Annotated in this window: 22 protein-coding genes; 8 read left to right on the forward strand and 14 right to left on the reverse strand. The window is 71.5% G+C overall.

The window, feature by feature from the left end; all coding sequences use genetic code 11:
• Window positions 1-26: 26 nt before the first annotated feature.
• Together M4V62_RS37005 and M4V62_RS37010 are read right to left on the reverse strand one after the other, a co-directional pair.
• Window positions 27-566 carry an ATP-binding protein gene (locus tag M4V62_RS37005; protein ID WP_249591549.1) on the reverse strand — a complete coding sequence of 180 codons (540 nt, stop codon included), beginning with the start codon at window positions 564-566 and terminating at the stop codon, window positions 27-29.
• A 201-nt stretch (window positions 567-767) separates the two neighbouring features.
• Window positions 768-1097 carry a hypothetical protein gene (locus M4V62_RS37010; protein ID WP_249591550.1) on the reverse strand — a complete coding sequence of 110 codons (330 nt, stop codon included), beginning with the start codon at window positions 1095-1097 and terminating at the stop codon, window positions 768-770.
• A 330-nt stretch (window positions 1098-1427) separates the two neighbouring features.
• Here M4V62_RS37010 and cds1 point away from each other — a divergent pair, with 330 nt between their 5' ends.
• Window positions 1428-2525, forward strand: coding sequence for an L-cysteine desulfhydrase Cds1 (gene cds1, locus M4V62_RS37015; RefSeq protein ID WP_249593167.1), 1098 nt, complete (start codon window positions 1428-1430; stop codon window positions 2523-2525).
• Between the two features lie 21 nt (window positions 2526-2546).
• Here cds1 and M4V62_RS37020 read toward each other — a convergent pair whose 3' ends face one another.
• Together M4V62_RS37020 and M4V62_RS37025 are read right to left on the reverse strand one after the other, a co-directional pair.
• Window positions 2547-3035 (reverse strand): SRPBCC family protein, encoded by a 489-nt coding sequence (locus M4V62_RS37020; protein ID WP_249591551.1) that lies wholly within the window; start codon window positions 3033-3035, stop codon window positions 2547-2549.
• A 64-nt stretch (window positions 3036-3099) separates the two neighbouring features.
• Window positions 3100-3993 (reverse strand): DeoR/GlpR family DNA-binding transcription regulator, encoded by an 894-nt coding sequence (locus tag M4V62_RS37025; protein ID WP_249591552.1) that lies wholly within the window; start codon window positions 3991-3993, stop codon window positions 3100-3102.
• 302 nt (window positions 3994-4295) lie between these two features.
• Between M4V62_RS37025 and M4V62_RS37030 the strand changes: the two genes are divergently transcribed.
• Window positions 4296-6596 (forward strand): hypothetical protein, encoded by a 2301-nt coding sequence (locus M4V62_RS37030; protein ID WP_249593168.1) that lies wholly within the window; start codon window positions 4296-4298, stop codon window positions 6594-6596.
• On the opposite strand, the gene M4V62_RS37035 is transcribed toward M4V62_RS37030, so the two are convergent.
• From M4V62_RS37035 to M4V62_RS37050, 4 genes are all read right to left on the reverse strand, one after another.
• Window positions 6556-8982: a right-handed parallel beta-helix repeat-containing protein gene (locus tag M4V62_RS37035; RefSeq protein WP_249591553.1), complete on the reverse strand. Its 2427-nt coding sequence runs from the start codon at window positions 8980-8982 to the stop codon at window positions 6556-6558. The two genes, M4V62_RS37030 and M4V62_RS37035, sit on opposite strands and share 41 nt — an antisense overlap.
• A gap of 176 nt (window positions 8983-9158) precedes the next feature.
• On the reverse strand, window positions 9159-9764 hold the full coding sequence (locus tag M4V62_RS37040; protein WP_249591554.1) for an Rv1733c family protein: 606 nt from the start codon (window positions 9762-9764) through the stop codon (window positions 9159-9161).
• 152 nt (window positions 9765-9916) lie between these two features.
• On the reverse strand, window positions 9917-10741 hold the full coding sequence (locus M4V62_RS37045) for an MOSC domain-containing protein (RefSeq protein WP_249591555.1): 825 nt from the start codon (window positions 10739-10741) through the stop codon (window positions 9917-9919).
• A gap of 46 nt (window positions 10742-10787) precedes the next feature.
• Window positions 10788-11216, reverse strand: coding sequence for a DUF6643 family protein (locus tag M4V62_RS37050; RefSeq protein ID WP_249591556.1), 429 nt, complete (start codon window positions 11214-11216; stop codon window positions 10788-10790).
• A 305-nt stretch (window positions 11217-11521) separates the two neighbouring features.
• Here M4V62_RS37050 and M4V62_RS37055 point away from each other — a divergent pair, with 305 nt between their 5' ends.
• Window positions 11522-12829 carry a TerD family protein gene (locus tag M4V62_RS37055; RefSeq protein WP_249591557.1) on the forward strand — a complete coding sequence of 436 codons (1308 nt, stop codon included), beginning with the start codon at window positions 11522-11524 and terminating at the stop codon, window positions 12827-12829.
• On the opposite strand, the gene M4V62_RS37060 is transcribed toward M4V62_RS37055, so the two are convergent.
• Window positions 12830-14005: a glycosyltransferase gene (locus tag M4V62_RS37060; protein WP_249591558.1), complete on the reverse strand. Its 1176-nt coding sequence runs from the start codon at window positions 14003-14005 to the stop codon at window positions 12830-12832.
• A gap of 58 nt (window positions 14006-14063) precedes the next feature.
• On the opposite strand from M4V62_RS37060, the gene M4V62_RS37065 reads away from it, so the two are divergent.
• Window positions 14064-14849, forward strand: coding sequence for a glutamate racemase (locus M4V62_RS37065; protein WP_249591559.1), 786 nt, complete (start codon window positions 14064-14066; stop codon window positions 14847-14849).
• 139 nt (window positions 14850-14988) lie between these two features.
• The gene (locus M4V62_RS37070; protein WP_249591560.1) at window positions 14989-15543 is read left to right on the forward strand and encodes a hypothetical protein; all 555 of its coding nucleotides are present in this window, start codon (window positions 14989-14991) and stop codon (window positions 15541-15543) included.
• Here the strand turns inward: M4V62_RS37070 and M4V62_RS37075 are convergent.
• On the reverse strand, window positions 15500-16567 hold the full coding sequence (locus M4V62_RS37075; protein ID WP_249591561.1) for an O-antigen ligase family protein: 1068 nt from the start codon (window positions 16565-16567) through the stop codon (window positions 15500-15502). The two genes, M4V62_RS37070 and M4V62_RS37075, sit on opposite strands and share 44 nt — an antisense overlap.
• A 237-nt stretch (window positions 16568-16804) precedes the next feature.
• Here M4V62_RS37075 and lnt point away from each other — a divergent pair, with 237 nt between their 5' ends.
• Window positions 16805-18421, forward strand: a complete 1617-nt coding sequence (gene lnt / locus M4V62_RS37080; protein WP_249591562.1) for an apolipoprotein N-acyltransferase — start codon at window positions 16805-16807, stop codon at window positions 18419-18421.
• Between the two features lie 10 nt (window positions 18422-18431).
• A complete protein-coding gene (locus tag M4V62_RS37085; RefSeq protein ID WP_249591563.1) occupies window positions 18432-18905 on the forward strand; it encodes an NUDIX hydrolase in 474 nt (157 codons plus the stop codon).
• A 27-nt stretch (window positions 18906-18932) separates the two neighbouring features.
• Here the strand turns inward: M4V62_RS37085 and M4V62_RS37090 are convergent, their stop codons facing one another.
• The 3 genes from M4V62_RS37090 to M4V62_RS37100 are packed head-to-tail and all read right to left on the reverse strand — an operon-like array spanning window position 18933 to window position 23577.
• Window positions 18933-20495 carry a GMC family oxidoreductase gene (locus tag M4V62_RS37090; RefSeq protein ID WP_249591564.1) on the reverse strand — a complete coding sequence of 521 codons (1563 nt, stop codon included), beginning with the start codon at window positions 20493-20495 and terminating at the stop codon, window positions 18933-18935.
• A 23-nt stretch (window positions 20496-20518) separates the two neighbouring features.
• Window positions 20519-22111, reverse strand: coding sequence for an APC family permease (locus tag M4V62_RS37095; protein WP_249591565.1), 1593 nt, complete (start codon window positions 22109-22111; stop codon window positions 20519-20521).
• Window positions 22108-23577, reverse strand: coding sequence for an aldehyde dehydrogenase family protein (locus M4V62_RS37100; protein WP_249591566.1), 1470 nt, complete (start codon window positions 23575-23577; stop codon window positions 22108-22110). The genes M4V62_RS37095 and M4V62_RS37100 overlap by 4 nt, the downstream gene beginning before the upstream one ends.
• Before the next feature lie 172 nt (window positions 23578-23749).
• On the opposite strand from M4V62_RS37100, the gene M4V62_RS37105 reads away from it, so the two are divergent.
• A complete protein-coding gene (locus M4V62_RS37105) occupies window positions 23750-24919 on the forward strand; it encodes a methyltransferase (RefSeq protein WP_249591567.1) in 1170 nt (389 codons plus the stop codon).
• Window positions 24920-24938: 19 nt separating this feature from the next.
• On the opposite strand, the gene M4V62_RS37110 is transcribed toward M4V62_RS37105, so the two are convergent.
• Complete coding sequence (locus tag M4V62_RS37110) at window positions 24939-25769, reverse strand: oxidoreductase (protein WP_249591568.1); 831 nt, start codon at window positions 25767-25769, stop codon at window positions 24939-24941.
• Window positions 25770-25780 lie beyond the last annotated feature (11 nt).

Here is a 25780-nt window from a genome sequence, read left to right on the forward strand (position 1 = left end):
GCCCGGCGGAGCCTGTCACCGCCCGGTCAGCCGACAACGGCCGACCGGGCGGGAGCATGTCCGGGCGCGTGCCCGTCGGCGAGTGACTGCGGCCCGGCGCCCAGGTCCGCGAAGGGACCGGCCGTGGCCGCGCCGTACGCCGGGTACCTGGACGGCAGTGCCGCGTCGGACGTAGGGGCCGGGAGGGTGAACCAGACGACTTTGCCCGTGTCACCGTGGGGGCGCACCCCCCAGCTCTCACTGACGGCGGCGACCATGGCGAGCCCGCGGCCACAGGTCGCGAACTGCTCGGCGTCGCGCACCTGGGGGAGGCGGGGGTCGTGGTCGTGCACGGAGACGGTGAGGCGGTCGAGCAGCAGCTCGATCTCCACGGTGCACACCTTGTCCGGCTGTGCGTGCCGGTGCACGTTGGTCAGGAGCTCGGTCACACCGAGCGCGGCCTGGTCTATCAACGGATCGAGGTGCCAGTAGCGCAACTGCGCCGATACGATTCTGCGGACCTGGCCGATCCGCGACGGCTGAGCCTGAAGCTCCACCGTGCAATACCTGCTTGGCTGGCTGATCACGGCTGCGACTCCCCGAATTGCGTCCGGAAGAAGGCGACGATCGGATTCAGCAGCGGCCGCGGGGTCTGCCGGCTGCTGTTCGCGGCCGGCGGGCTGGTTCGCAGCGTCATCGCCGGTGAACCCAGAGTGATGTGACACCAGAGTGACTCAGGGGGTGCGGGCGTGCAACTCGCACCGCCCCGGCCGGAGTGCGGGGCTCCCTCAGACCCGTGCCCTGCTGCCTCCGGCCCGGCGCACCGCGTCGATGAACTTGCGCACCGTCGGCGGCCCTGCCTTGCCGGGCGCCGGATCATGATCGGCGAGGGTGAGGCGATAGCGCGTGCCGTTCAGTTCGGCGAGGGCCCGGTCGTCGGCGGCGAACCACGGCTTGCCGGCCCGCACGGTCTGGACCGGCGCGCTGTCGATCTCCCTGCCGTAACTGGTCAGCAGCTCGAACCTGCCGTCAGTGATACGGATTTGACCCGCCCGGGTGAGGGAGCGCAGCCGTCGTCCGATCCGCACGCCTGTGGCCGTGAAATCCGGCTCCGCCATGACGTTCCGCCCCCTTGAGCGATTCGGTATGCCGTTCCGTACGGGACCGCCGTCCCGTGCGGTGCAGTCTGCACGCACCTGACGTCGAGCACCAGTGCGTATGAAGACGTGGTCATAAGTGGACGCCGCCCCCTCACCAGTGTGCCGTGTCCCTGTGCCGATCGACTGCGCCAGGTGTGCCTTTGAGGGTCTCAAACGTGTGTTTATGCAGGTGAGAAGCGTGCGGAAGGTGCATATGATCGAGGCGTCCGGCCCCCTCGAAGCGCGGCCGGGTTGACGCCAAGGAGCCGCGCCGTGAGCACCACACAGCAGGATCAAGCCGATGAGCCGATGACCACGCTCGACGTGGACCGCAGCGACGCGGAGTACCGCGCCTGGCTCAAAGAAGCCGTACGCAAGGTCCAGGCCGACGCCAACCGCTCGGCCGACACGCACCTCCTGCGCTTCCCGCTGCCGGAGAAATGGGGCATCGACCTCTATCTCAAGGACGAGTCGACCCACCCGACCGGCAGCCTCAAGCACCGTCTGGCCCGCTCGCTCTTCCTCTACGGCCTCTGCAACGGCTGGATCCGGCCGGGGCGGCCGGTCATCGAGGCCTCCAGCGGCTCGACAGCCGTCTCCGAGGCGTACTTCGCGAAACTGATCGGGGTGCCCTTCATCGCGGTGATGCCCCGCACGACCAGCGCCGAGAAGTGCCGACTGATCGAATTCCACGGCGGCCAGTGTCACTTCGTGGACGACTCGCGCACGATGTATGCCGAGTCGGCCGCTCTCGCCGTCGAGACCGGCGGCCACTACATGGACCAGTTCACCTACGCGGAACGGGCCACGGACTGGCGGGGCAACAACAACATCGCCGAATCGATCTACCAGCAGATGAAGTTGGAGCGCTATCCGGAGCCCGCGTGGATCGTCGCCACGGCGGGCACGGGCGGCACGTCGGCGACCATCGCCCGTTACGTCCACTACATGCAGCACGACACCAAGCTCTGCGTCGCCGACCCCGAGAACTCCTGCTTCTTCGACGGCTGGACCAACCACGACCCGGACGCCACCAGCGACTGCGGCTCCCGCATCGAAGGCATCGGCAGGCCCCGGATGGAGCCGAGCTTCGTGCCCGGCGCGATCGACCGCATGATGAAGGTGCCGGACGCGGCGAGCGTCGCCGCCGTGCGGGCCCTGGAGCAGGCGATCGGCCGCAAGGCGGGCGGCTCGACGGGAACCGGCCTCTGGAGCTCCTTGAAGATCGTCGCCGAGATGGTGGCCGCGGGCCGCACGGGCAGCGTCGTCACGCTCATCTGCGACCCGGGCGACCGCTATCTGGACAAGTACTACTCGGACGCGTGGCTGGCCGAGCAGGGCATGGACATCACGCCGTACGCGGCCGCCATCAAGTCGCTCCTGGCCACCGGATCCTGGACCGACTGACCTTCAACCGGCGTACAGGAGTCAGGCGTTGGCCGCCGCGAGACGTCGGTCCAGGGCCGTGACGGCGTCCCGGAAGGCGCGGCCCATGCCCGCCCTGCCGAGCTTCATGGCGAAGCGGAAGGGTGCGGCGCCGTCCGCGGCGAACGTCCACTGCACGAGGGTGCCGGTCCCCGCCGGGGTCAGCCGCCACTCCTCGACGAGGGCGCGCAGGCCAGGGGCGTTCGACTCGTCGGCGCGGTAGGCGTACCGCTCCGCCACGTCGGTCGCGACGATCGTCTCCCGAAAGCGCGTGCCGCCCTTGAGCCGGACCTCGCGGCCCTTGCCGCCGTCCGCGCCGTCGACGGGGCGGCACAGCGTGACCGCGGTGAACCACTCGGGCCAGCCGGTCATGTCGTCGGCGAGGGCGCGGTACACCGTCTCCGGGGGCGCGCTCACCTCACGGGCGAAGACCAGACGCAACGGAGCGGACTCGACGAACTCGAGCCCCACGGGCCTCAGTCGGCGTGCCATCGAACTCAGCCCCCAAGCGGCATCGGGTGGTTGACCGGGCACCGTCACCATAGCTGGCGGACCGTCAGATGTCTGCGGTGCTTCCGGCGTTCTCCGGCTGCCCGACGCTCTCGCCGTGCTCGCCCCGCTCGTCGACGCCCGGCTCCTCGGGCTCGCCCGTGACCACCAGGCGTCGCAGATGCTCGGAGATCTCCACCCGCGCCGCCGCGGGAAGACCCGCGTCCGTCACGAGCGTGTCGACCTGCTCCAGGGTGGCGAACGAACTGAGGCCCACCGTGCCCCACTTGGTGTGGTCGGCGACCACGATGACCCGTCGCGCCGACTGCACCAGACGCCGGTTGGTCTCCGCCTCCGCGAGGTTGGGAGTGGACAGGCCGGCCTCCGCCGATATGCCGTGCACACCCAGGAAGAGCACGTCGAAGTGGAGCGCGCCGATCGCCTGGTCGGCGACCGGGCCGACCAGCGAGTCCGACGGGGTGCGCACGCCGCCCGTGAGGACCACGGTGGCCGCGCCCTGACGCTGGCCCGAGGTGCGCTGCGCGGAGTGGAACACGTCCGCGACCCGCACCGAGTTCGTCACCACCGTCAGGTCCGGCACGTCCAGGAGATGGTGGGCCAGTGCGTACGTGGTCGTGCCGCCGGAGAGTGCGATCGCCGTGCCCGGCGCCACCAGGGAGGCCGCGGTGCGCGCGATGTCCTCCTTGGCGTTCAGCTCCAGGCCCGACTTGGCCTCGAACCCCGGCTCGTGGGTGCTCGCCTCGACCACCGGCACCGCGCCGCCGTGCACCTTCTCCAGGACGCCCTGGCGGGCCAGCGCGTCGAGATCCCGGCGGACCGTCATGTCCGACACACCCAGCTTGCGGGTCAGTTCATTGACACGGACCCCGCCCCTGCGGCGTACCTCATCGAGGATCAAGGCGCGGCGCTGCTCCGCGAGGAGGTTCTGATTCTCGCTCACGTCCGTCCCGGCCCTTCTGCCTCGTCACACCCGTCGCGCCCGTCAAATGCGCTGCCTCATCCTCGCATGCGCCACCGACAGGCGGTCCACCGCCCGAGAGCACGCACTCACTCGGAACGGGGAGATTACGTGACGGGAGGTGTGGACGGGGCCGTCAGCGGAGATCCTTGTGGCCTGACCATGCGCACGTTCGGGGGAACACGCGCACATTCGGGGGAAGCGGACCAGTGGCAGCAGACCAAAGAGAAGAGACGGCTCTCGAACTCCTCGTCCACGGAGTCGGGGGCACCACGCCCGAAGAGATGCTGGGCGACCCGAGGACCGTCCGCGTCTCCGGTGACGAGACGGCGGCCGTCTTCCGCCGCACCGAGGACGCCGACGCCGAGAAACGCCCGGACGACTACCGCGGCAAGCCGGTCCCCGAGGCGTACGTCTGGTGCAATCTGACCTCCGGGAACGGCTCGCGGGCCCTGTGGCTCCTGCTGCTGCCCTTCATGGTGGTCAACCTCGCGCACTGGATGCGCCCCACGTCGCGCCGCATGAAGAAGACGGTCCGTACGTACGGCCTCCTGGTGCGGCTGACCGGACTCAGCCTCACCGTCCTGCTCGTCGCCGCCGCCTGCGAGGTCGCCATCGACCTGACGGCCTGGCAGTGCGCGGGCACCCCCGAGTGCGCGGCCGAACGCTCCTGGCTCGGCTTCCTCGCGCCCGACGCCTCCGGGCACGGCGGCTGGTGGAGCCAGCCGGGACGCCGCCTCGCGCTCGCCGCGCTCGTGCCCGCCGCGCTGACCGGCCTGCTCTGGTACCTCTCCCAGCGCACCTGGAGCGCGTACGAATCCCAGACGCCGCTGCCCCACCAGGCCGACCCGGAGGAGGAGACCGGGCGCACCGCGCTCGGCAGGCCCGGCTTCTGGTACGGCCGCAGGCTGGTGGCCCGGCTGCGCGCCGCGCACACGGCCGCGGGATTCCTCACGGTGGCCGCCGCGGTCGGCACATCGGCCGCGCGCCACGACCGGCGGCCCGGCGGACCCGCGCTGCTCGACGCCCTCGGCTGGATCCTCGACGTGACGCTCGTCCTGGGAGCGGCCGTCGTCGTCCACGTGGTCTGGCGCAGGGGCCGCAGCGAGAACAAGCTCGACCGGCACCTCGACGAGAAGCTGATCCGCCGGCTGCCCCTGGGCGCGCTCACCCTCCTCGTCCTGACCCTCCTGTACGCAGGGTGGTCACGCCCCGGCTGGACCTCCGAGGGCAGGCTGCCGGGCAACGCGACCTTCGGCGGCATCGCCCTGGTCCAGGGGCTCCTGGTCATCGCCCTCGCGGTGGTCGCCCGCGCGCTCTACCGCACGGCCCCCGACCCCCGCACCGCCCTGCGGGGCTTCGCGGGACCCGCCGTCGCCATGCTGTCCTGCGCACTCGGCGGCGTGATGTCGGGCGGCGGCGCCCAGCGCGTGGCCGACTGGCTCGACGGCTCGGGGGAGCCCGGCTCCGGCGGCACCATCGACGGCCCGCCCGTGCTGCTCACCTGGCAGGCGTCCGTGCTCCCGCCCCTCCTCGTGGTCGTCGCGGCGCTCTGCGGCTGGCTCGGCGTCCGCACCGTGCGGCGGGCCCGCCGCGACCGGGCGACCATCCCGAGCGAATACCCGGGCGAGCCGAAGGACGCGGCCCGCAGCCGCCGCATCGCGGGCACGCGCGCGCGTGCCGCCCTCACCGACCGGGCCCCGCTCCTTGTGGGCATCACCTCGGCGGTGACGCTGCTGCTCGGTGCGGGGGCGCTCGTCGGCGCCTGGGTGAGCGAGGAGGTGCCGAGCAAGGCCGCGCAAGGGCTGCCCCTCTTCTTCGAAGGAGCCGCCGAGACCTCTCAGGCGCTCGGCTCCTGGCTGATCGGCTTCGGCTTCATACTGTTCGTGACCTGGGGCCGCCGCGCCTACCGCGACCCCTCCGCTCGCCGCACCATCGGCATCCTGTGGGACGTCGGCACGTTCTGGCCCCGCGCCGCCCACCCCTTCGCGCCGCCCTGCTACGCCGAGCGGGCCGTCCCCGACCTCACCTGGCGCATGCACACCTGGACCCGCGCGACGCGCGCCACGGGCGGCAGACTCGTCATCTCCGGCCACTCGCAGGGCAGCGTCCTGGCCGCCGCTGCTGCCTGGCAGCTGTGGCCGTCCGTCCGCAAGCGGGTCGCCCTGCTCACGTACGGCTCACCCCTCGAGCGCCTCTACGGCCGGTGGTTCCCCGCCCACTTCGGTCCGGCCGCCCTCAGCTCCCTGCACCGCGAGGTCGACTGCTGGCGCAACCTGCACCGCACCACCGACCCGATCGGCGGCCCCGTCCGGGTCATCCCCGACGGGGACGGACCGCAGGTCGACCGCGAAGCCCTCAAGGACCCCCTGGTCTACGGACGCACGGAGGAACACCCGCTGCCCGCACCGATCCTGGGCCACGGGGACTACCAGGCCGACCCGGCCTTCGCCGAGGAGCGCGCCCGGCTGCTCGCGCGGCTCAAGCCCGCCGTGCCCGCCCCGCGACCGCAGACTCCCGAGGCCGCCGGACAAGCCCCGACGGTCACGGCAGTTCCGGCAGATCCTCCGGATACAGCAGGGTGAGGTCGTCGGTGCTCGGTTCGTCGAACTGGGCGACCCGCCCCGCGTGCCGCTCCACCATTGCCTCGAACGTCTGGCGCGCGGTGCGGCCGTTGCCGAACGCGGGACCCTTCGGAAGCGCGGTGAAGTACTTCAGGAGGGCCTCGCCCGTCCCCGTGTCGAGGCGGTACTCGTGCTCGTCGGCCTGCTGCTCGACGATCCGCAGCAGCTCCTCGGGGGCGTAGTCGCCGAAGGTGATGGTCCGTGAGAAGCGGGACGCCACACCGGGGTTGACGGAAAGGAACCGCTTCATCTCCGCCGTGTAGCCGGCGACGATCACCACCACCGCCTCGCGGTGGTCCTCCATCAGCTTCACCAGCGTGTCGATGGCCTCCCGGCCGAAGTCGCGCCCGGAGTCCTCGGGCGAGAGCGCGTAGGCCTCGTCGATGAACAGCACACCGCCGCGCGCCCGGTCGAACGCCTCCTGGGTGCGGATCGCCGTCGACCCGATGTGCTCGCCCACCAGATCGACGCGCGACACCTCGACCAGGTGCCCGCTCTGCAGGACGCCGAGTGACGCCAGGATCTCGCCGTAGAGCCGCGCCACGGTCGTCTTGCCGGTGCCGGGGGAGCCGGTGAACACCAGATGGCGACGCGCCGATGCCGCCTTGAGCCCCGCCAGCTGCCTGCGCCGCCCGACCTCGATCATGTCGGTCAGGGCGCGCACCTCGCGCTTGACGCTCTCCAGGCCGACCAGCTTGTCGAGTTCACCGAGCACGTCCTTCGACGAGCGGGACGGCTGCTCGGGGGCCGCGCTCTTCTCGGCTGCCGGGTCGGTGGTGCGCTGCCCGGGGATCGCGCCGAGCAGGCCCACGGACTGCGTGGCCGTCTGCGGGGCGGACTCCTTCGCCGTGGACGCCGTGGACGCCGCGGTCCGCGCCCCGCCGCTCTCGTCGCTGGTGCAGTCCTCGACCAGCGGCCCGTCCTCGGCGAACTCGAAGCCGCCGCGCGCGCACCGCTCCGTACGGCACTTCTTCAGCGTCGTACGGCATCCGTCGATGACGTGGAAGCCGTAGCCGCCGCTGTCCGTCACGCGGCAGCCGTGCAGGCTGCCGCGGCCGCCCGCCGAGACGTAGAAACCGGCCTCCGCGGGTGAAGTGACCGTGCAGCGCTCGATGGTGGGGTCGGCGCCCTTGGTGACGATGACGCCCGTCTGGACGCCGTCGACCGTGCAGTTGGCCAGGGTGCCGCCGCTGCCGTGGTCGCGGAACCACGCGCCGGTGGCGGCCTCGCGGATGCGGCAGTCGTCCAGCTGCGCCGTCGCGCCGTCGCTCACGGACACCGCCGTGTTGCGCACCTGGGAGAGATCGCTGTCGACGACGTCGGCGCGCGAGCCGCGGTCCAGGACGAACAGGGCGTCCGGCACGTCGTGCACCCGGCAGGACTCCAGGACGACCGTCGCGCCGTCGCTGACCCACACCGCGGGGTAGTCGCCCGTGCTGTCGTGGATCTCGCACTGGTTGGCGTCCACGCGCGTGCCCGGGTCCCACACCGAGAGGCCGTTGCGCCCGAACTGCCGCACGGTGGAACGCGTCAGGGTGAGGACCGAGCGCGAACGCAGGTCGATCGCGTTCTCCGGGATGTCGTGGATCCGGCAGTCGGCGAGCGTGAGCACGGCGTCCGTGTCGAGCGTGACGCCGTCCGAGGTCGTGCGGTGCACGTCGCAGTCAGTCAGATGCGCCACCGCACGCCCGGTGATCTGCACGCCCGAGCCCTTGACCTCGTACACCTCGCAGCCGATGGCCTCGAGCCCCGAGTGCTCACCGGTCACCGAGAGCCCCGCGCCGGACGCGTGATGCACCCGGCAGCGCTCAAGACGGGGGTGCGCACCCCCGCGCACGGCGATGCCCGACTGCCCGGCCGAGACGATCTCGCACTCCTCGAAGACACCGCCCCCGCCGTCGAGCACGGCGATGCCGATGCCGCCGGGGTTGTCGACCGTGCAGCGCCGCACGGTCGGGCGCGCGCCGCCGCGCACCTCGATACCGCTCGCGGAACGCGTCACCACGCGGACGTCGACGAGTTCGGGCGCCCCGTCCTCGACGAGCAGCGCGGGCGCCGCCGAGTCCTGCCCCTCGACGTGCAGGTCCTGCACCACGGCGGAGGACCGGACGGTGAGCGGCACCCCGTCCGACGGCGCGATGCGCACGGAGCCGGGGGAGCCCTCGGGGCCGCGCAGCGTCACCGCCCGCTGGACGACGAGGTTCTCGCGGTACGTGCCGGGGGCGATGGTGAGGACGTCCCCGTCGCTCGCGGCCTCCAAGGCGGCAGCGAGCGATGCGTACTCACCCGTGCGGCGCCGCCACCGCGAGGTGCCGGTGTGCGTCACCTGGACCGTGCCCTGTGCCATGGAGTTGCTCTGCCCCCACCTTGTCGTACCCGGGACCTCACGACCTCGCGCAAGGAGCCGAAGAGTTCGGCCGGTCCACCGTAGCGCGCGCGGCGAGGGCGAGTTGACCCGATCGCCAGGCTCTCACCTGGTCATCGCCGGTCTCTCACCGGTCCCAAAAGCCGGTGCCGGTGTTCTCAGGAGCCGGTGCCGGTGCGTCCCCAGTCGGGCCCTGCCCTGTCCCAGGCCTGGTCCCAGCGGTCGTAGCGCCGCAGGACGATCCGCCAGACGACGAGCCGCCTCGCCCCCTCGACGAGTCCGGCGACCGCCACCGCGACGCCGAATCCGGCCAACGCTGCATGCGTGGTCGCGGTCGCGTCGTCCAGCGGGCGGCCGACCACCTGGCCGTGCTCGTCCGTCCAGAGCCGGAAGCGGTCGCCCGGGTCGGGGGAGCGGAGGTCGGCGAGCACCGTGCCGGAGTGCGCCGTGCCGTCCGGGGCCGTCCATTCGGCGAGCACGCGGCTGTGCCTGTCCCGCGCGGACGACGTCTCGGGGTCGGGGTCGACCGGGGGTCTGGAGACCTTCCTGACCACCGTGCCCGCGACTTCGTGACGCATCGCGCGCTGTTCCCGCACCGACTGGAGCAGGGCGTCCTGCGTGAGTCCGCCGATCGCGAGACCGGCCAGCGGCGCGGCGACGACGATGAGCAGCACGGCAGCGCAGGCCACCCAGGCCTCGACGAGGTCGGTCTTCCGGCGCAGCGGATTGTGCCGCCAGCGCCAGAGTCCGACGAGTGCTCGCACAGTCCTGCACCCCCTTCCGCGTCCGTCTTAACCGCGAACGGCACGGCCCACGCGTCGGCGGGAAGAAGAGAGAGGGAAATCACCCTTCTCATCCATGTCTCATCCTCGCTCAACGACCGTGCCCGGCCTTCGAGTTCCCGAGCCGGGGACCTTCAATCGAGGACCGTGAACGGATCGCCGATCCGGATCGGTCCGGTCGTCTCGGGCACCAGATTCTGGCCGAAGACCAGCTGGTCACCGAAGCGGCGGTGCTTGGCGAGCGTCCGCAGCGGCTCCTTGCCGCGCTCCGCGCTGCGCTGGTCGGTGGTGGTCACGACGCAGCGGCCGCACTTCTTGGCCACCCGGAAGGTGACGTCGCCGATGGCGACGCGCGACCAGTCGTCCTCGGCCCAGGGCGCGGTCCCGTCCACGACCACATTCGGCCGGAAACGGTTCATGGGGAGCGGGCCCTCGTCGGAGTGGTCGCCTTGCGCGATGAGCGAGTTCAGGGCGTCGAGTGAGGAGAGCGTGGTCAGGAGCAGCGGATACCCGTCGGCGAAGGAGACGGTCTCGCCGTCCTTGGCGTACGCCGGATCGATGGGGCGGCGGGTCGCGGGGTCGTCGAGGTGGACGAGCCGGACGTCCGTTTCCAGATAGGCGCTGAACCAGGCGTGCGCCGCCGCGTCGGCGGGCACCGCCTCGACCTTGTCCTTCCAGATCTCCACCCTGACGGTTTCGCCGGAGGGCGGCACGGCGACCGTCAGCGGCTCGTGGCCGGGCGCGGACATGCGTATGCCGCCGCCGGGCAGGAGCTCGGCGGCGGCCAACGCAAGGCTCGGATGCGGCCGTTGCGTGATGATCCGTCCATCGCCGTCCACAAGGACCCACCGTCGGTCACCCGCGAGCCCCCAGGGCTCGACGACGGCCTCACGCGGAGCGTGTCCCCCGACCGCCTTGAGCGGGTAGAAGTGGATCGAGTGCAGCGCTGGATTGTGCATGCGGTCATCCTGCCAGCAGTCACCGACAGGGGCGCATGCGGGCGAATCAGTAGCCGCGGTAGGGGCGGTTGTACGGATCCTCGTACGTCGCCGGGGCGGGGCGGGGTGCCGCGGGGCGCATGGCCTCGTAGCCCGTTCCGGCCGGGGGACGCTGTTGCTGTTGCTGCGGGCCCGGGTATCCGCGCGGCGCCGAAGGCTGCTGCGGGATGTACGGCGCGGGCGCCTGTTGCAGCGGCGCGGGCTGCTGCGCGTAGCCGTACGCGGGGTTGTGGTGGGACGGGGCCGCCGGCAGGGCGGGCAGGGCTGCTACCGGGAGCGCGGGCAGGTGACTGCCCGTGTCGTACGCGGAGGGGACCCGGATCGGGGCGATCTGAGGAGTACCCCGCTCGGCGACAAGGGAGTCGTAGATCGGAGTGTCCGGGAAGGACGGCGCGGAGTAGTAACCGCCGCCATAGGTGGAGCGGGGGGAGGTCATGACACATAAGTTAAGCCCTTGATGTGCTGGTTGGGGAGACCGATAAGAGGGTTGTTTTACGTGTCGGTAGTGACTCTGCATCCCCAATGCGAGCGAACTTAGGAAAAATCGGTCGCACACGGGCGTAGGGATCGTGTAAAAGCCAAGCTCCGTACGGGTTACCGGCGGTTGACGCACGGTTGACGGGAAGGCCGTGCGGCAGGGTGTCGGCGGTGGACGTGGGCCTGCCCGGGGTCCGGGTAATAGGTTGGTCATGAACGGGACGGCGGCCTGGCCGGACGTGGCGACTGACGATGTGACTTGCGATGGGGGCGGACATGACAATGCCTAAGGGATCGAATGTTCCTGTGCCGGCACCTGCCGTGCGCGTCGAATTGGGGTGGGACTCGGGAGCCGGGGTGCCGGACGCCGACGCGTCGGCCCTGTTGCTCGCCGCTTCCGGAAAGGTCCGCTCGGACGACGACTTCGTCTTCTACAACCAGGCGCTGCACACCTCCGGTGCCGTGCGCCACGAGGGCAAGAAGAGCGACGGCGGACGCGTGACCGACGCGCTGGTGGTGGACTTCGCGCGCGTGGAGCCCGCCGTCGAGACCGTGGTGCTCGCCGCGTCGACGGACGGCGGCATCTTCGGGCAGGTCCCCGGCCTCTTCATCCGGGTCGTCGACGCGGCGAACGGCGCCGAGATCGCGCGCTACGACAGCGAGGACGCGACTGTGGAGACGGCGTTCGTCCTCGGGGAGCTCTATCGCCGCCAGGGCGCGTGGAAGTTCCGCGCCGTCGGGCAGGGCTACAGCAGCGGGCTCGAGGGCCTTGCCACGGACTACGGGATCTCGGTGGACGAGCCGCAGCCGGCGCCGGCACCTCCCGCTCCGGCCGCGGTGCAGGCCCCCGCGGCCCCGGTGACGCCGGCGGCCCCGGTCGCCCCCGTCCAGGCGCCGCCGCCCGCTGCCGCTCCTGCTCCCGCGGCCCAGCCCGTGCGCCTCACCAAGGTCACGCTCACCAAGGACGCGCCGTCCGTCTCGCTGAAGAAGCAGGGCGGCACCTCAGGGGCGATGCGCGTGAACCTCAACTGGGAGGTGCGCAAGCAGTTCAAGGGGTGGGCCAGCAAGCTCGGCCGTGCCGTGGCGATGCACGCGGACCTCGACCTGGACCTGTGCGCCCTGTACGAACTGTCCGACGGCCGCAAGGGCGTCGTCCAGGCGCTCGGCAACGCCTTCGGCTCGCTGGACCAGCCCCCGTACCTCCTGCTCGACGGCGACGACCGCACCGGAGCGGTGGCCAGCGGCGAGAACCTCACGGTCAACCTCGACCACATCAAGGACTTCAAGCGCATCGTCATCTTCGTGACGATCTACGAAGGCGCGCGCAGCTTCGCCGACCTCAACGCCACGGTCACCCTGCAGCCGCAGCACGGCGCCTCCATCGACTTCTCGCTCGACGAGTGCACGGTGCCCTCCACGGTGTGCGCGCTCGCCCTGCTCACGAACAACAACGGCGACCTCTTCGTCCAGCGCGAGGCCCGCTATCTGGTGCCCGAGCGCGGCGTGAGCCCGCAGCGCACCATCGACTACGCGTACGGCTGGGGCATGAACTGGACGCCCGGCAGGAAGTGATCAGCGCTGGTCGGGAGTGGGATCGGGGCGGGCGTAGGTCCGCCCCTTCCACGCCGCTCCGCGCCCCCTGTAGTGCTGCACCGCCGAATCCACCGTCATGAGGAGGTAGAGGAAAGCGGTGAACGGCAGGAGGGGAGCGAGCCAGAGGGTCTGCCGGTAGTAGCGCAGCATCGGGATGTACGTCGCCGTCATCACGAGCCACGCGAGCCCACCGAGCACGGCGGGCACCGCACGGTCGGTCGCCAGGCCGGCGAACAGCGCGACCGGCGGCACCAGATAGATCAGGGCGAGCCCCAGGACCGTACCGAGCAGGACCAGGGGATGGTGCCGCAGCTGGGCGTAGGCGCTGCGCGAGACCATCCGCCACAGGTCGCCGAGCCCGGGATAGGGACGCACGCTGTCGACGCGCTCGGCGAGCCCCAGCCAGATGCGGCCACCCGAGCGCTTCACCGCCCTGGCGAGCGTCACGTCGTCGATCACGGCGTGCCGGATGGAGTCGGGGATCCCCGCACGCTCGGCGGCCGCCGCGCTCAGCAGGACGCATCCGCCCGCGGCGGCGGCCGTGCGCGAGCCCTCCTTGGCGATCCAGCGGAACGGATAGAGCTGCGCGAAGAAGTACACGAACGCCGGGACGACGAGCCGCTCCCACATGCTCGCGACGCGCAGCCGCGCCATCTGCGAGACAAGGTCGAATCCGGCCGTCTCCGCCGCGGCGACCAACTCCCGCAGACTGTCCGGCTCATGGGCGATGTCCGCGTCGGTAAGGAGCAGATACCGGGGCCCACGCGTGTGTGCCAGGCTGATTCCGTGCCGTACGGCCCAGAGCTTGCCGGTCCAGCCGGGCGGCGGCTCACCCGGTGAACCGACGGTCAGTGGCAGGCCGCCGTGCCGGTCGGCCAGCGCGCGGGCCAGCGTGCCGGTGCCGTCCGAACTCCCGTCGTCGACAAGGAAGATCTCGGCCTGCCCGGGATAGTCCTGGGCCAGCAGCGAGGGCAGGCTCTGCGGCAGTACGGCGGCCTCGTCACGGGCGGGGACGACGACGCAGACCGAGGGCCAGGTGTCCGGTTCGCGGCGCGGCGGCAGACGCAGGTCCGTGCGCCAGAAGAAGCCCTGCCCCAACAGGAGCCACAGCCAGGCGGCAAGCGATGCGGCGGCGGTCCACACAACGGCGCTCATCCGCCGAAGTCTGCCCCACGGCATCGGGCGTCGGAGGCCGATCGACTATGGTGACCGGGTGAAGATCGCGCTCATCGACTCCGGTATCGGCCTGCTCCCCGCCGCGGCGGCGGTCCGTCGTCTGCGGCCGGACGCCGATCTCATCCTCTCCTCGGACCCCGACGGACTGCCCTGGGGACCGCGCTCCGCCGAGGACGTCATCCAGCGCTCGCTCGACATCGCCGAGGCAGCCGCGGCGCACCACCCCGAAGCGCTGATCGTGGCCTGCAACACCTCTTCGGTGGTCGCCCTGCCCGCGCTGCGCGCCCGGTTCGAGCCCGGCCTGCCGATCATCGGGACCGTACCGGCGATCAAGCCTGCCGCGGCAGGCGGCGGCCCCGTCGCCATCTGGGCCACTCCCGCCACCACCGGAAGCCCCTACCAGCGCGGCCTCATCGAGGAGTTCGCCGGCGGCGCCCGTGTCACCGAGGTGCCCTGCCCCGGCCTCGCGGACGCCGTGCAGTACGCCGACGAGGCGGCCATCGACCGCGCGGTCGCCGCCGCGGCCGCCCTGACTCCGCGTGACGTAAGGGCCGTCGTCCTGGGCTGCACCCATTACGAGCTGGTCGGCGAGCGCATCCGTGCGGCCCTCCAGCAGCCCGACCTGCCGCCCCTCGCCTTGCACGGCTCCGCCGGAGCCGTCGCCGCCCAGGCGCTGCGCAGGACCGGAGAGCTCCCCGGCCCCGGTACCGGCACGGAAGGCGGCCTGACGGTGATCCTGAGCGGGCGGCCGTCCGAGCTGCCCGTCGCCGCCCACACGTACGCCGAAGGCAGGCTGCTCGCGGCGGTCAGCCCCGCGCGCTGAGTCCCGTACGGACGCACGCCGAGCCCGCGTGCGGAGGGCCCGCCGATCCCTCGTACAGAACGGTGTCGCCCGTCCACCCGGAGCAGTAACGCTCCGCGATGCGGTGCCTTCCCTCCGGAACGTGAGTAGTCTCGGACGCATGAGGGACCACACCCACGGTGAGCGGGGCAGCACAGCCGACGCCCCGCCGGAAGTCTGGACCGGTAGCGCGACCAACCGCGTGCAGTGGCTGCTGGCGTCGGCCGGTGCCCTCTGCCTGGCGCTCGGCATCGAGCTGGCCGTCGACAACATGTGGACGACCGGGATCGCGGCCCTGGCCATGTCCGTCGTGGGGTGCATCGCCGCCGGGCTGCTGATCCTGTTCGGCACCCTCGCCTTCGTCCATGTCGCCGTGAAGGTCGACAAGGACTCCCTGGAAGTGCGCTGCGGCCACATGGGACTGCCGCGCCGCCGCATCCTTCTCTCCCACGTGGTGGGCGCCGAGTTCGCGCAGGCCGTCAGCCCCCGGCAGTGGGGCGGCTGGGGCTACCGCTCGCGGCCCGAGATCGGCACCGCCGTCGTGGTCCGCCGCGGTGAGGGCCTGGTCCTGAGCCTGGGCGACGGCCGCACGTTCACGGTCACCGTCGACGACGCCGAAGCGGCCGTACGGATCATCCGGGAGCGGCTGGGAGTGGCGGGGAGCCCGGCGGCCTGACCTGCGCCGGTTCGTCGCCCAGCGGTCTCGCCGTGGCGATGCCCGCGAGATACCCCGCGCCCGTCGTCACCGCCGTGACGCTCAGCGCGTTGCCGACCGATGCCACGGCGGCCAGCGCCGTCAGGGCAGCGCCCGCCGACAGGACGACCTGGGTGGAGCGCGGCGAGCGGTACAGGGCGTACAGCAGCCAGCAGAACACCGCAGCGAGCAGGACCACGCCCGCAAGGCCCTGCTCCGCCGCCTGCTGAAGCGGCGCCGAATGGGGCCTGCCGTCCGTGAGGAGGTTCTCCGCCACCGTGGGGCTGGCGTCGGCGAACCGGCCGGGCCCCACCCCGAGCGCCGGTTCCTGGCCCGCGAGCGCGAGCGCGTCGTGCCACAGCTGGACCCGCTGTCCGTCGAGCTGGCCCACCAGGGACGCGCTGAGGCCCTCCGGGAGTGCGTCATCGGCGATCGCCCAGGTCAGACCGGTCACCACGGCCGTCGCCAGGGCGAGCCCCGCGAGGCCGAGCGCCCGGCGCCGCATCAGGGCGGTCGCCAGCGAACAGAGCAGGATCCCGGTGCACGCGACGGAACCGGCCATCGAGCCGAGCGCCACGGCGGCCACCACGATCCCCACGGCGAGCAGCCGCATCGCGAGCCGCGTCGCGGGTCTGCGGGCCGCCCACGCCGCGGAGCAGGCCGCCCCCGACGCCAGGATCAGGAGCGCGGCCGCGGCGCCGGTGTGGCCGAGCGGTGCCGTGCCTGCGGGCCCCGGCGACAGGTGCGGGGCCGCCGCCGCGAGGCCGATCCCGGCCAGCGCACCGGCACAGGGCGCGGCGACGGGCAGGAGCGCGCCGCAGATCCGCCCGCCCGCGTACCCCGCGGCCACGGCGAGCACCGCGAGGAGCACGCCCTCGGGCTGACCGCCGTGCACCCCGGCTGTGATCAAGGTCCAGGCCGCGCACACGCCCAGCAGGGCGCAGCCCGTCGCGTCGGACGCGCTGCGCCGTTCGTACGCCCCCGGTGGCCCGGCCGTCGCGGCCATCCCCGTTGTCCCCACCCCGTCGCCCCCCGCTGTGTGCGGGCCCCGAACGCCGTGGCGTGATCCGCCGCAGGTCAGGGACTCGGGCACACCGTAGTCGCTGGGAACGTGAGATGTGGACGTCTTGCGCAGGAACGATCCGTCTATCGCGTGGAGAAGGCCTCCCACGAGGCGCCTGTCCCCGATGGCCGGGCATGACCATCCTGTCCGTGTCCAAGTGACGCGCCGTACACTCCCCGAGTGACCGCCACCACCACCTCCGCAGACGAGTCGAAGCAGCTCGGACCGCAGTCCGCGCCCCTCTCGCGCAAGGCCCGCGTCCTGCGCGCGCTCGTCCCGGCCGCCGCGTCGGCACTCTCCGGAGTGCTGCTGTACGTCAGCTTTCCGCCACGCACCCTGTGGTGGCTCGCGCTGCCGGCCTTCGCGGTGTTCGCCTGGTGTCTGCACGGCCGCAGCTGGAAGGCGGGCCTCGGGCTCGGCTATCTCTTCGGCCTCGGATTCCTGCTGCCGCTCCTGGTGTGGACCGGTGTGGAGGTCGGTCCAGGTCCCTGGCTGGCGCTCGCCGCCATCGAGGCGATGTTCGTCGCCCTCGTCGGAGCGGGCATCGCCGCCGTCTCGCGGCTGCCCGGCTACCCCCTCTGGGCGGCGGCCCTCTGGATCGCCGGTGAGGCGGCACGCGCGCGCGTGCCGTTCAGCGGATTCCCCTGGGGGAAGATCGCCTTCGGGCAGGCGGACGGTGTCTTCCTGCCCCTCGCCGCGCTCGGCGGCACCCCGGTGCTCGGGTTCGCGGTGGTCCTGTGCGGCTTCGGCCTGTACGAGGTCGTCCGCCAGGTGCGCGAGGCCCGCGACCCACACGGCACCGGCTCCGTACGCCGTGGAGCCGCCGCGGCGGCCCTGCTCAGCGTGCTCGTCCCGGTCGCCGGTGCCTTCGCCGCGCGTCCGCTCGTCAGCGACGACGCCGAGGACGGCACCGCGACCGTCGCGGCCATCCAGGGCAACGTGCCGCAGGCGGGCCTGGAGTTCAACGCCCAGCGCCGCGCCGTGCTCGACCACCATGTGCGGGAGACCGAGCGGCTCGCGGACCGGGTGAAGGCGGGCAAGGCGAAGCAGCCGGACTTCGTCCTGTGGCCGGAGAACTCCTCCGACATCGACCCGTTCACCAACCCCGACGCCCGCGAGGCGATCGAGCGCGCGGTGAAGGCGGTCGGCGCCCCGATCTCGGTGGGCGGCGTCGTCGAGTCCAAGGACGGCAAGCTCTTCAACGAGCAGATCCTGTGGGACCCGGAGAAGGGCCCCACGGACACCTACGACAAGCGGCAGATCCAGCCCTTCGGCGAGTACATCCCGCTGCGCGACCTCGTCGGCTTCTTCAGCAGCGACGTCGGCATGGTGCGCCAGGACTTCAGCCGCGGCACGAAGCCCGGCGTCTTCACCATGGCGGGCACGAAGGTGGGGCTCGCCACCTGCTACGAAGCCGCCTTCGACTGGGCCGTGCGCGACACCGTCACCCATGGCGCCCAGCTGATCTCGGTGCCCAGCAACAACGCGACGTTCGACCGCAGCGAGATGACCTACCAGCAGCTGGCCATGTCGCGGATCCGCGCCGTCGAGCACAGCCGCACCGTCACCGTCCCGGTGACCAGCGGGGTGAGCGCGATCATCATGCCGGACGGCCGGGTCTCCCAGAAGACGAAGTGGTTCACCGCCGACTCACTGGTCGAGGAGGTGCCGCTGCGCTCCTCGCAGACCCCGGCCACCCGGTTCGGCGTGCTGCCCGAGGGCATCCTCGTGCTGATCGCGGCCGGCGGACTCGGCTGGGCGGTGACGGGCGCGGCCCGGGCCAGGCGCGCCCGTTAGGGTCGACGGCATGGCTACTCCTGACTTCATCCGTACGATCCGGGCCGACGCGGGCCACCAGCTGTTGTGGCTCCCCGGGGTCACCGCCATCGTCTTCGACGACGCGGGCAGAGTGCTGCTCGGGCGGCGCAGCGACAACGGCAAGTGGTCCGTCATCGGCGGCATCCCGGACCCGGGGGAGCAGCCCGCCGCATGTGCCGTGCGCGAGGTGTTCGAGGAGACCGCGGTGCACTGCGTGCCCGAGCGCGTCGTGCTCGTCGAGGCCCTGGAGCCGGTGACGTACCCGAACGGCGACACCTGCCAGTTCATGGACGTCACCATTCGCTGCCGGGCGGTCGGCGGCGAGGCCCGCGTCAACGACGACGAGTCCCTCGAAGTGGGCTGGTTCGCCCTTGACCAGCTGCCCGACCTGCACGAGTTCGGACTCTTCCGGATCAAGCAGGCCATGGCGGAGGAACAGCCCACCTGGTTCGACCGGCAGTGATTCGCTGAGCGGTCCCGGCTGTCCCGGTCAGGTCGCCTTGATCATGTCGGCGCACTTCTCGCCGATCATCATCGTGGTGATGCACGGGTTGACCGCGGGCAGGAACGGCATGACCGACGCGTCGGCGACGCGCAGTCCGGTGACGCCCTTGACGCGCAGTTCGGGGTCGAGCGGCGAGTCCGCGTCGTCCGTCGCGCCCATCCGCACGGTGCCCGCCGGGTGGTAGACGGTGTTGTGGGTCTGGCGGATGTAGGCGAAGAGCTCGTCGTCGGTCGTGGCGTCCGGTCCCGGAGCGAGTTCGGCGCCCGTCCAGTCGGCCATCGGGGCCTGCGCGGCGATCTCGCGGGCGAGGCGCAGCCCGTACGTCATCACGCGGATGTCGTGCTCGTCGGTGAAGTAGCGCGGGTCGACCTTCGGCTTGTCCCGGAAGTCACGGGTGCGCAGCCGCACCGTGCCCATGGAGCGGGCCCGGGTGACGTTCGGGGTCAGGCAGAAGGCGTTGTCGGTGGTCGGATAGCCGCGCCGGTAGGTGTTCATGTCGAAGGGCACCGAGCCGTAGTGGAACATCAGGTCCGGGCGGTCGAGGCCCGGTTCGGTGTCCGCGAAGATGCCGATCTCCCACCACTGGGTGGAGGAGGTGACCATAGGCTGCTTCGCCTCCCACATGATCACGCCCTCGGGGTGGTCCTGGAGGTGGGCGCCGACGCCGGGGGAGTCCGCGAGGACCTCCACGCCGCACTCCCGCAGGTGTGCGGCCGGTCCGATGCCCGACAGCATCAGGAGCTTCGGCGAGTCGATGGCCCCGCAGGACACGATCACCTCGCGGCGCGCCGTGACGCTGCCGCTGTGAATGGTGTCGGGTTCCAGGTACGCGACGCCCGTGCAGCGTCGGTTCTCGTCGAAGAGGAGCTGCTTGGCCTGGAGTCCTGTGCGCACCTCCAGGTTGGGCCGCTTGCCGAGGATCGGGTGCAGATACGACACCGACGCGGACGAACGGGTGCCGTCCGTACGGGAGTTGATCTGGAACCAGTGGGCGCCGCGCGTGACCGTCTTGCCGGTGTTGAACGGGGTGGTGGGGATGCCCGCCGCGGCGCACGCCTCCAGCAGGGCCGATCCGCAGGGGTCGTTCGGCGGGACGCTCATGATGTTCACCGGGCCCGAGCGGCCGTGATGGTCACCGGGCGCGTCGTTGGTCTCCAGGCGCTGGTAGAGCGGGAAGCAGTCCGCCGCGCTCCAGCCCGTGCAGCCCAGTGAGCCCCACTCGTCGAGGTCCTCGGCAGGGGCCCAGAAGGCGATGCAGGAGTTGTGCGACGAGCAGCCGCCGAGCACCTTGGCGCGGGCGTGCCGCATGAAGCTGTTGCCGTTCTCCTGCGGCTCCACCGGGTAGTCCCAGTCGTAACCGGACTCCAACAGCGCCATCCACTTGGTCAGTTGGAGGATGTTGTCGTCGCCGACGTCCGAAGGTCCTGCCTCAAGGACGCAGACACTGACGTCCGGGTCCTCGGTCAGCCGCGCGGCGACGACGGCGCCAGCCGTGCCGCCGCCGACCACCACGTAGTCGAACTCGGCCTGGGGACTCTCTGCGGGCATGGTGACTCCAGATCACAGGGGGTTCAGGGGGCGGCGGGCGGCGACGGGGGAGTGGTGGGGTCGGCCAGCTCCTCGAAGCGGTGCTCGGCGAGGACGCCCGTCTTGTGCCGCTGCACGAACCAGTAGTAGGCGAAGCCGCCGAGGGCGACGATGCCGATGAAGAGGAACGCGCCCCAGCGCAGGTACCAGTGCTGAGGTCCCGTCGCGTTGTAGACCTCCGCGCGGGGCCAGGCGAGGTTGATGGACATGGCCAGGCCCCAGAGCACCGCGACGATGTTGATCGGCAGCCCCCACCGGCCGAGCGAGAACTGGCCTTCGGCGGGCTGCCACCCCCTGCGCAGCCGCTTCAGCAGCATGGGCACGGTGACCAGGAGGTAGGCCACGTAGATCATGATGATCGCGATGCTCGTGATCACCGAGAAGATCTGCGGCTGGTTGATGTTGATCACCAGGATGACGACACCCACGACGCCGATCAGCACGGCGGGTACCACGGGGGTCTGGAAGCGGGGGCTGACCTTGGCGAGATGTGTGCCCGCCGGCAGGTTGTTGTCCCGTGCCATGGCGAACATCAGCCGGATGCCGGCGGCCTGCACGGCAAGGACACAGACGGTGATGGCGACGACCACCGCCCAGAGGAAGATCTCACCGATGGTCGAGCCGAGCGTTTCGAGTACCACGTACTGCAGTCCGCCGGTGGAGAGTTCCTCGGCCTGCAGATCCGGCACCGCAAGCAGGGCGAACAGCAGGATGAACGCGCCGATGGTGAAGGAGGCGATGAGGGCGCGCAGAATGGCGCGGGGCGCGTTGCGGCCCGGGTTGTGCGACTCCTCGCCGAGCGAAGAGGCCGTGTCGAAGCCGTACATGACATAGGCGGAGGCCAGCGACGCGGTCAGGAAGGCGCCGAAGTACCCGAGCGTCTGGCCGCTGCCGAGGCCGTTCGTCTCGGTGAGGGCGCTGCTGGGGCCACGGGTGATGTGCGCCGCCAGGAAGATGATCAGCGCGACCGCGGCGATCAGCTCGATGAACACTCCCGCCGAGTTGATCCGGGCCATGAGCTTGACCCCGAAGGCGTTCACCGCGGTGGAGAACACGATGAGGACCGTGCCGAGGAGCACGGCGTTGGCAGCCGCGTCGTTCTTGCCGCTGCCGTCACCCACGAACTGGAACCAGTCGGAGATCTGCGGCAGCGTGATCTGGTAGGCGAGCGCCACGGCGGAGAGCGTGACCATGGTGGCCGTCATCATCATCCAGCCGCCGAGCCAGCCGACGTGCGGGCCGCCCATCTTCTTGGCCCAGTTGTAGATGGAGCCTGCGACCGGATACCGGGCGGCGAGCTCACAGAAGCACAGGGCCACCATCAGCTGACCGACGAAGACCATCGGCCAGGACCACCAGTAGGCGGGGCCGCCGAAGCTGACGCCGAAGTAGAACAGCTGGAAGGTGCCGGTCAGGATCGAGATGTAGCTGATCCCGGCCGCGAAGGTGTGGAAGTTGCCCAGCGTCCGCTTGAGTTCCGGACGGTAGCCGAGCTCGCCGAGCGCATCGTCGTCCTGCTGGCCCTGCGTCCTCTCCGGGACGGCGGGGTCCGGTCCTGGGCCGGATTCCGTGCTCATTCGAACCACCTCTGCGGTGTCGCTGCGAGATTGCGCCAGATGTGCTTGGCCTCTTGGTACTCGGCGAGGCCGGCCGGCCCCAGTTCGCGGCCGAAGCCGGACTGCTTCATGCCGCCCCACTCCGCCTGCGGTACATAAGGGTGGAAGTCGTTGATCCAGACGGTCCCGGCGCGCATCTTGGCCGCCACGCGCTGGGCCTTGCCGGTGTCCTGCGACCAGACGGCGCCCGCGAGCCCGTAGACGGTGTCGTTGGCGAGCGCGATCGCCTCGGCCTCGTCCCGGAACCGCTCGACGGTGAGCACCGGGCCGAACGACTCGTCGGTGACCACGGACATGCCGGGGGTGCACTCGTCGAGCACGGTCGGCGGGTAGTAGTAGCCGTCCTTCAGCGCCGGGTCGTCGGGGCGCGCGCCGCCGCAGCGAAGGACCGCGCCCTCGGCGATGCCCGCCGCCACGTACGCCTCGACCTTGTCGCGGTGCGCGGCGGAGATCAGCGGTCCCGTGCGGGCGTTGACGTCGAAGGGGCCGCCGAGCCGGATCTGCTGCGCGCGCTCGACCACCGCGTCGACGAACCTGTCGTGCAGCGAGTCCTCGACGAGCAGCCGCGCCCCGGCCGAACAGACCTGGCCGGAGTGCAGGAAGATCGCCATCAGCGCGTAGTCGAGCGCGGCCTCGAAGTCGGCGTCGGCGAAGACGATGTTCGGGTTCTTGCCGCCCAGTTCCAGGGCGACCTTCTTCACCGTGGGCGCCGCGGCGGCCATGATGCGCCGTCCGGTGACAAGACCGCCGGTGAACGACACCATGTCGACCCGCGGGTCCTCGCTGAGCGGCGCGCCCGCGGTGGGGCCCGCGCCGAGGATCAGGTTGGCCGCCCCGGCAGGCAGCCCGGCCTCGGTGAGCAGCCGCATCAGGATGATGGAGGTGTGCGGGGTCAGCTCGCTGGGCTTGAGGACGAAGGTGTTGCCCGCGCCGAGCGCCGGTGCGACCTTCCAGGCGGTCTGCAGCAGCGGATAGTTCCACGGAGTGATCAGCGCGCACACCCCGACCGGCTCGTGCACCACCCGGCTGTCCACGTCCGGGCTCCCGGCGTCGACGACCCGGTCGGTGCCGCCCGCGGCCGTCAGGTTGCCGAAGTAGCGGAAGCAGTTCGCGATGTCGTCCATGTCGTACTCGCTCTCCACGAGCCGCTTCCCGGTGTCCAGGGATTCGGCGCGGGCGAGCGCGTCCTTGTCGCGTTCGAGGAGGTCGGCCACGCGCAACAGCAGGCGGCCGCGTTCGGCCGCCGGAGTGGCGGGCCACGGTCCGTGGTCGAAGGCCTCACGGGCGGCGGCGATGGCCGCCGCCGCGTCCTTCGGCCCGGCCTCGTCGACGGTCGCGACCAGGGTGTTGTCCGCGGGGCAGCGGATTTCCCGTACCTGCCCGTCCACGGCAGTGGTCCATGTTCCGCCGATGAACAGCTCCGGCATGACGGCTCCTCGGGGATGGGATGCGCGGGTGCTCCACGAAAGGACGGTAAGGAGAATGGGCCGCGTCCGCACTACATGAGCCGCTATTCGGCGCAGCGGTCTCGGCCCGCTCCAGCGGGAACAGGCGTCCGCGAAGATCGTCCGCCCGCCACTCGGTTAGCCTGAAGGCACGATGAACCGACTGAGCACGTCATGGGGCGCGTACGACCTCACACGATTTCCCGAGGACTCCCGCGATCCGCTGCGCGCCTGGTCCGCCGCCGACGCCTACCTGCTGCGGCATCTGGCGGGCGAGACGGAGGACGGGGCGAAGCCCGTCGACCTCTCCGGCTCCGTGGCGGTCGTCGGTGACCGCTGGGGCGCGCTGACCACCTCGCTGGCCGAGTACGGGCCGACGCTGATCACCGATTCGTTCCTCGCGCGGGAGGCGACGCGGGCCAATGTGGCACGTGCCGGGTTCGCGCCGGACGCGGTACGGCTCGCGACGACCGACGACGCCGCGCCGAGCAGGATCGACGTACTCCTGGTCCGGGTGCCGAAGAGCCTGTCGCTCCTGGAGGACCAGTTGCACCGGCTCGCGCCCGCCCTGCACGCGGGCACGGTCGTCGTCGGCACCGGCATGGTCAACGAGATCCACACCTCGACGCTCGACCTCTTCGAGCGGATCATCGGTCCTACGCGGACGTCGCTGGCCCGGCAGAAGGCGCGGCTCATCTTCAGCACGCCGGATCCGGAGCGCGAGCCCGGCGCCGGCCCCTGGCCACGCAGCTACGTCCTGGACGCCGACTCCGGCGCGGGCTCGGGCCTTACCGTCGTCAACCACGCGGGCGTGTTCTGCGCCGACCGCCTCGACATCGGCACCCGCTTCTTCCTGCACCACCTGCCGACCGGCAGGGGCGCCGCGCACATCGTGGACCTGGGCTGCGGCAACGGCGTGCTCGGCACGGCCGCCGCCGTCGCGGACCCCGAGGCCACGGTCACCTTCATCGACGAGTCGTACCCCGCCGTCGCGTCGGCGAAGGCCACCTTCCGCGCGAACGCCACCGCGTCCACACGGGCGGAGTTCGTCGCAGGCGACGCGCTGTCCACCGTCCCCGACGGGACGGTGGACCTCGTCCTGAACAACCCGCCCTTCCACAGCCACCAGGCGACCTCCGGCGCGACCGCCTGGCGGATGTTCAACGGGGCACGCGCCGCGCTGCGCCCGGGCGGCGAGCTGTGGGTCGTCGGCAACCGCCATCTCGGGTACCACGTGAAGCTGCGCAAGCTCTTCGGCAACTCCCAAGTGGTGGCCAGCGACCCGAAGTTCGTGGTTCTGCGGGCGGTCAAGCGCGACCGCTGACCCCGGTTCCGAGACTGCGTCAGGCGTCGAAGGCGGTCGCCCGCGTCACCTTCTCCCACGTGGCGATCTCCGCACGGACGGAGTCGAGGTGACCGACGACCGCGTCCACGGCGTCGTCGCCCAGCGGCAGCCGCAGCGGAGTGTCGTCGGCGTCGAGCGCGGTGACGATCGCGGCGGCGGCCTTCGCCGGGTCGCCGGGCTGCCCGCCGTCGCCGCCCGCGACCATGGCGCGGGTGGCGCCCGCCGTCTGCGCGTAGTCCGGGATCTCCACGGGGCTCGCGCTGGTGTTGCCGAACAGGCTTGTGCGGAACGCGCCGGGCTCCACGACCAGGACCTTGATGCCGAGCGGGCCCACTTCAGCTGCCAGCGCCTCCGACATTCCCTCTAGGGCGAACTTCGTGCCGCTGTACGCCGAGAACCCCGCGAACGACATCTGCCCGCCCATGCTGCTCATCTGCACGATCGCGCCCGAGCGCCGTGCCCGCATGTGCGGAAGCACGGCGCGGGTCAGCGCGGCGGGGCCGAAGACGTGCACGTCGAACAGGGCGCGCAGCTCGGCGTCCGAGTCCTCCTCCAGGGCGCCGACGTGGCTGCGGCCCGCGTTGTTCACCAGGACGTCGATGCGCCCGTGCCGGTCGGTGACGTCGCGCACGGCGGCCTCGATGCCCGCCGTGTCGGTCACGTCCAGGGTGAGCGCCTCGACCTGGTCGGGGTGGGCGGCGACCAGGTCGTCCAGGGACGACGCGTTGCGGGCGGTGGCCACGACCACACCGCCCGCGGCGACGGCGGCCTCGGTGATCGCCCGGCCGAAGCCGCTGTTCGCGCCCGTCACGAGCCATACCTTCGTCATCATGAACTCCC

Origin of the sequence: Streptomyces durmitorensis, assembly GCF_023498005.1 — a bacterium.
GTDB classification, from domain to species: Bacteria; Actinomycetota; Actinomycetes; order Streptomycetales; family Streptomycetaceae; genus Streptomyces; species Streptomyces durmitorensis.

Bases quoted from the DNA above. Each gene is read 5' to 3' on its own strand.
- M4V62_RS37010 (WP_249591550.1), bottom strand. From the start codon at position 1,097: ATGGCGGAGCCGGATTTCACGGCCACAGGCGTGCGGATCGGACGACGG.
- cds1 (WP_249593167.1), top strand. From the start codon at position 1,428: ATGACCACGCTCGACGTGGACCGCAGCGACGCGGAGTACCGCGCCTGG.
- M4V62_RS37020 (WP_249591551.1), bottom strand. From the start codon at position 3,035: ATGGCACGCCGACTGAGGCCCGTGGGGCTCGAGTTCGTCGAGTCCGCT.
- M4V62_RS37030 (WP_249593168.1), top strand. From the start codon at position 4,296: ATGCTGGGCGACCCGAGGACCGTCCGCGTCTCCGGTGACGAGACGGCG.
- M4V62_RS37035 (WP_249591553.1), bottom strand. From the start codon at position 8,982: ATGGCACAGGGCACGGTCCAGGTGACGCACACCGGCACCTCGCGGTGG.
- M4V62_RS37045 (WP_249591555.1), bottom strand. From the start codon at position 10,741: ATGCACAATCCAGCGCTGCACTCGATCCACTTCTACCCGCTCAAGGCG.
- M4V62_RS37050 (WP_249591556.1), bottom strand. From the start codon at position 11,216: ATGACCTCCCCCCGCTCCACCTATGGCGGCGGTTACTACTCCGCGCCG.
- M4V62_RS37055 (WP_249591557.1), top strand. From the start codon at position 11,522: ATGGGGGCGGACATGACAATGCCTAAGGGATCGAATGTTCCTGTGCCG.
- M4V62_RS37060 (WP_249591558.1), bottom strand. From the start codon at position 14,005: ATGAGCGCCGTTGTGTGGACCGCCGCCGCATCGCTTGCCGCCTGGCTG.
- M4V62_RS37070 (WP_249591560.1), top strand. From the start codon at position 14,989: ATGAGGGACCACACCCACGGTGAGCGGGGCAGCACAGCCGACGCCCCG.
- M4V62_RS37075 (WP_249591561.1), bottom strand. From the start codon at position 16,567: ATGGCCGCGACGGCCGGGCCACCGGGGGCGTACGAACGGCGCAGCGCG.
- M4V62_RS37085 (WP_249591563.1), top strand. From the start codon at position 18,432: ATGGCTACTCCTGACTTCATCCGTACGATCCGGGCCGACGCGGGCCAC.
- M4V62_RS37090 (WP_249591564.1), bottom strand. From the start codon at position 20,495: ATGCCCGCAGAGAGTCCCCAGGCCGAGTTCGACTACGTGGTGGTCGGC.
- M4V62_RS37095 (WP_249591565.1), bottom strand. From the start codon at position 22,111: ATGAGCACGGAATCCGGCCCAGGACCGGACCCCGCCGTCCCGGAGAGG.
- M4V62_RS37100 (WP_249591566.1), bottom strand. From the start codon at position 23,577: ATGCCGGAGCTGTTCATCGGCGGAACATGGACCACTGCCGTGGACGGG.
- M4V62_RS37105 (WP_249591567.1), top strand. From the start codon at position 23,750: ATGAACCGACTGAGCACGTCATGGGGCGCGTACGACCTCACACGATTT.
- M4V62_RS37110 (WP_249591568.1), bottom strand. From the start codon at position 25,769: ATGACGAAGGTATGGCTCGTGACGGGCGCGAACAGCGGCTTCGGCCGG.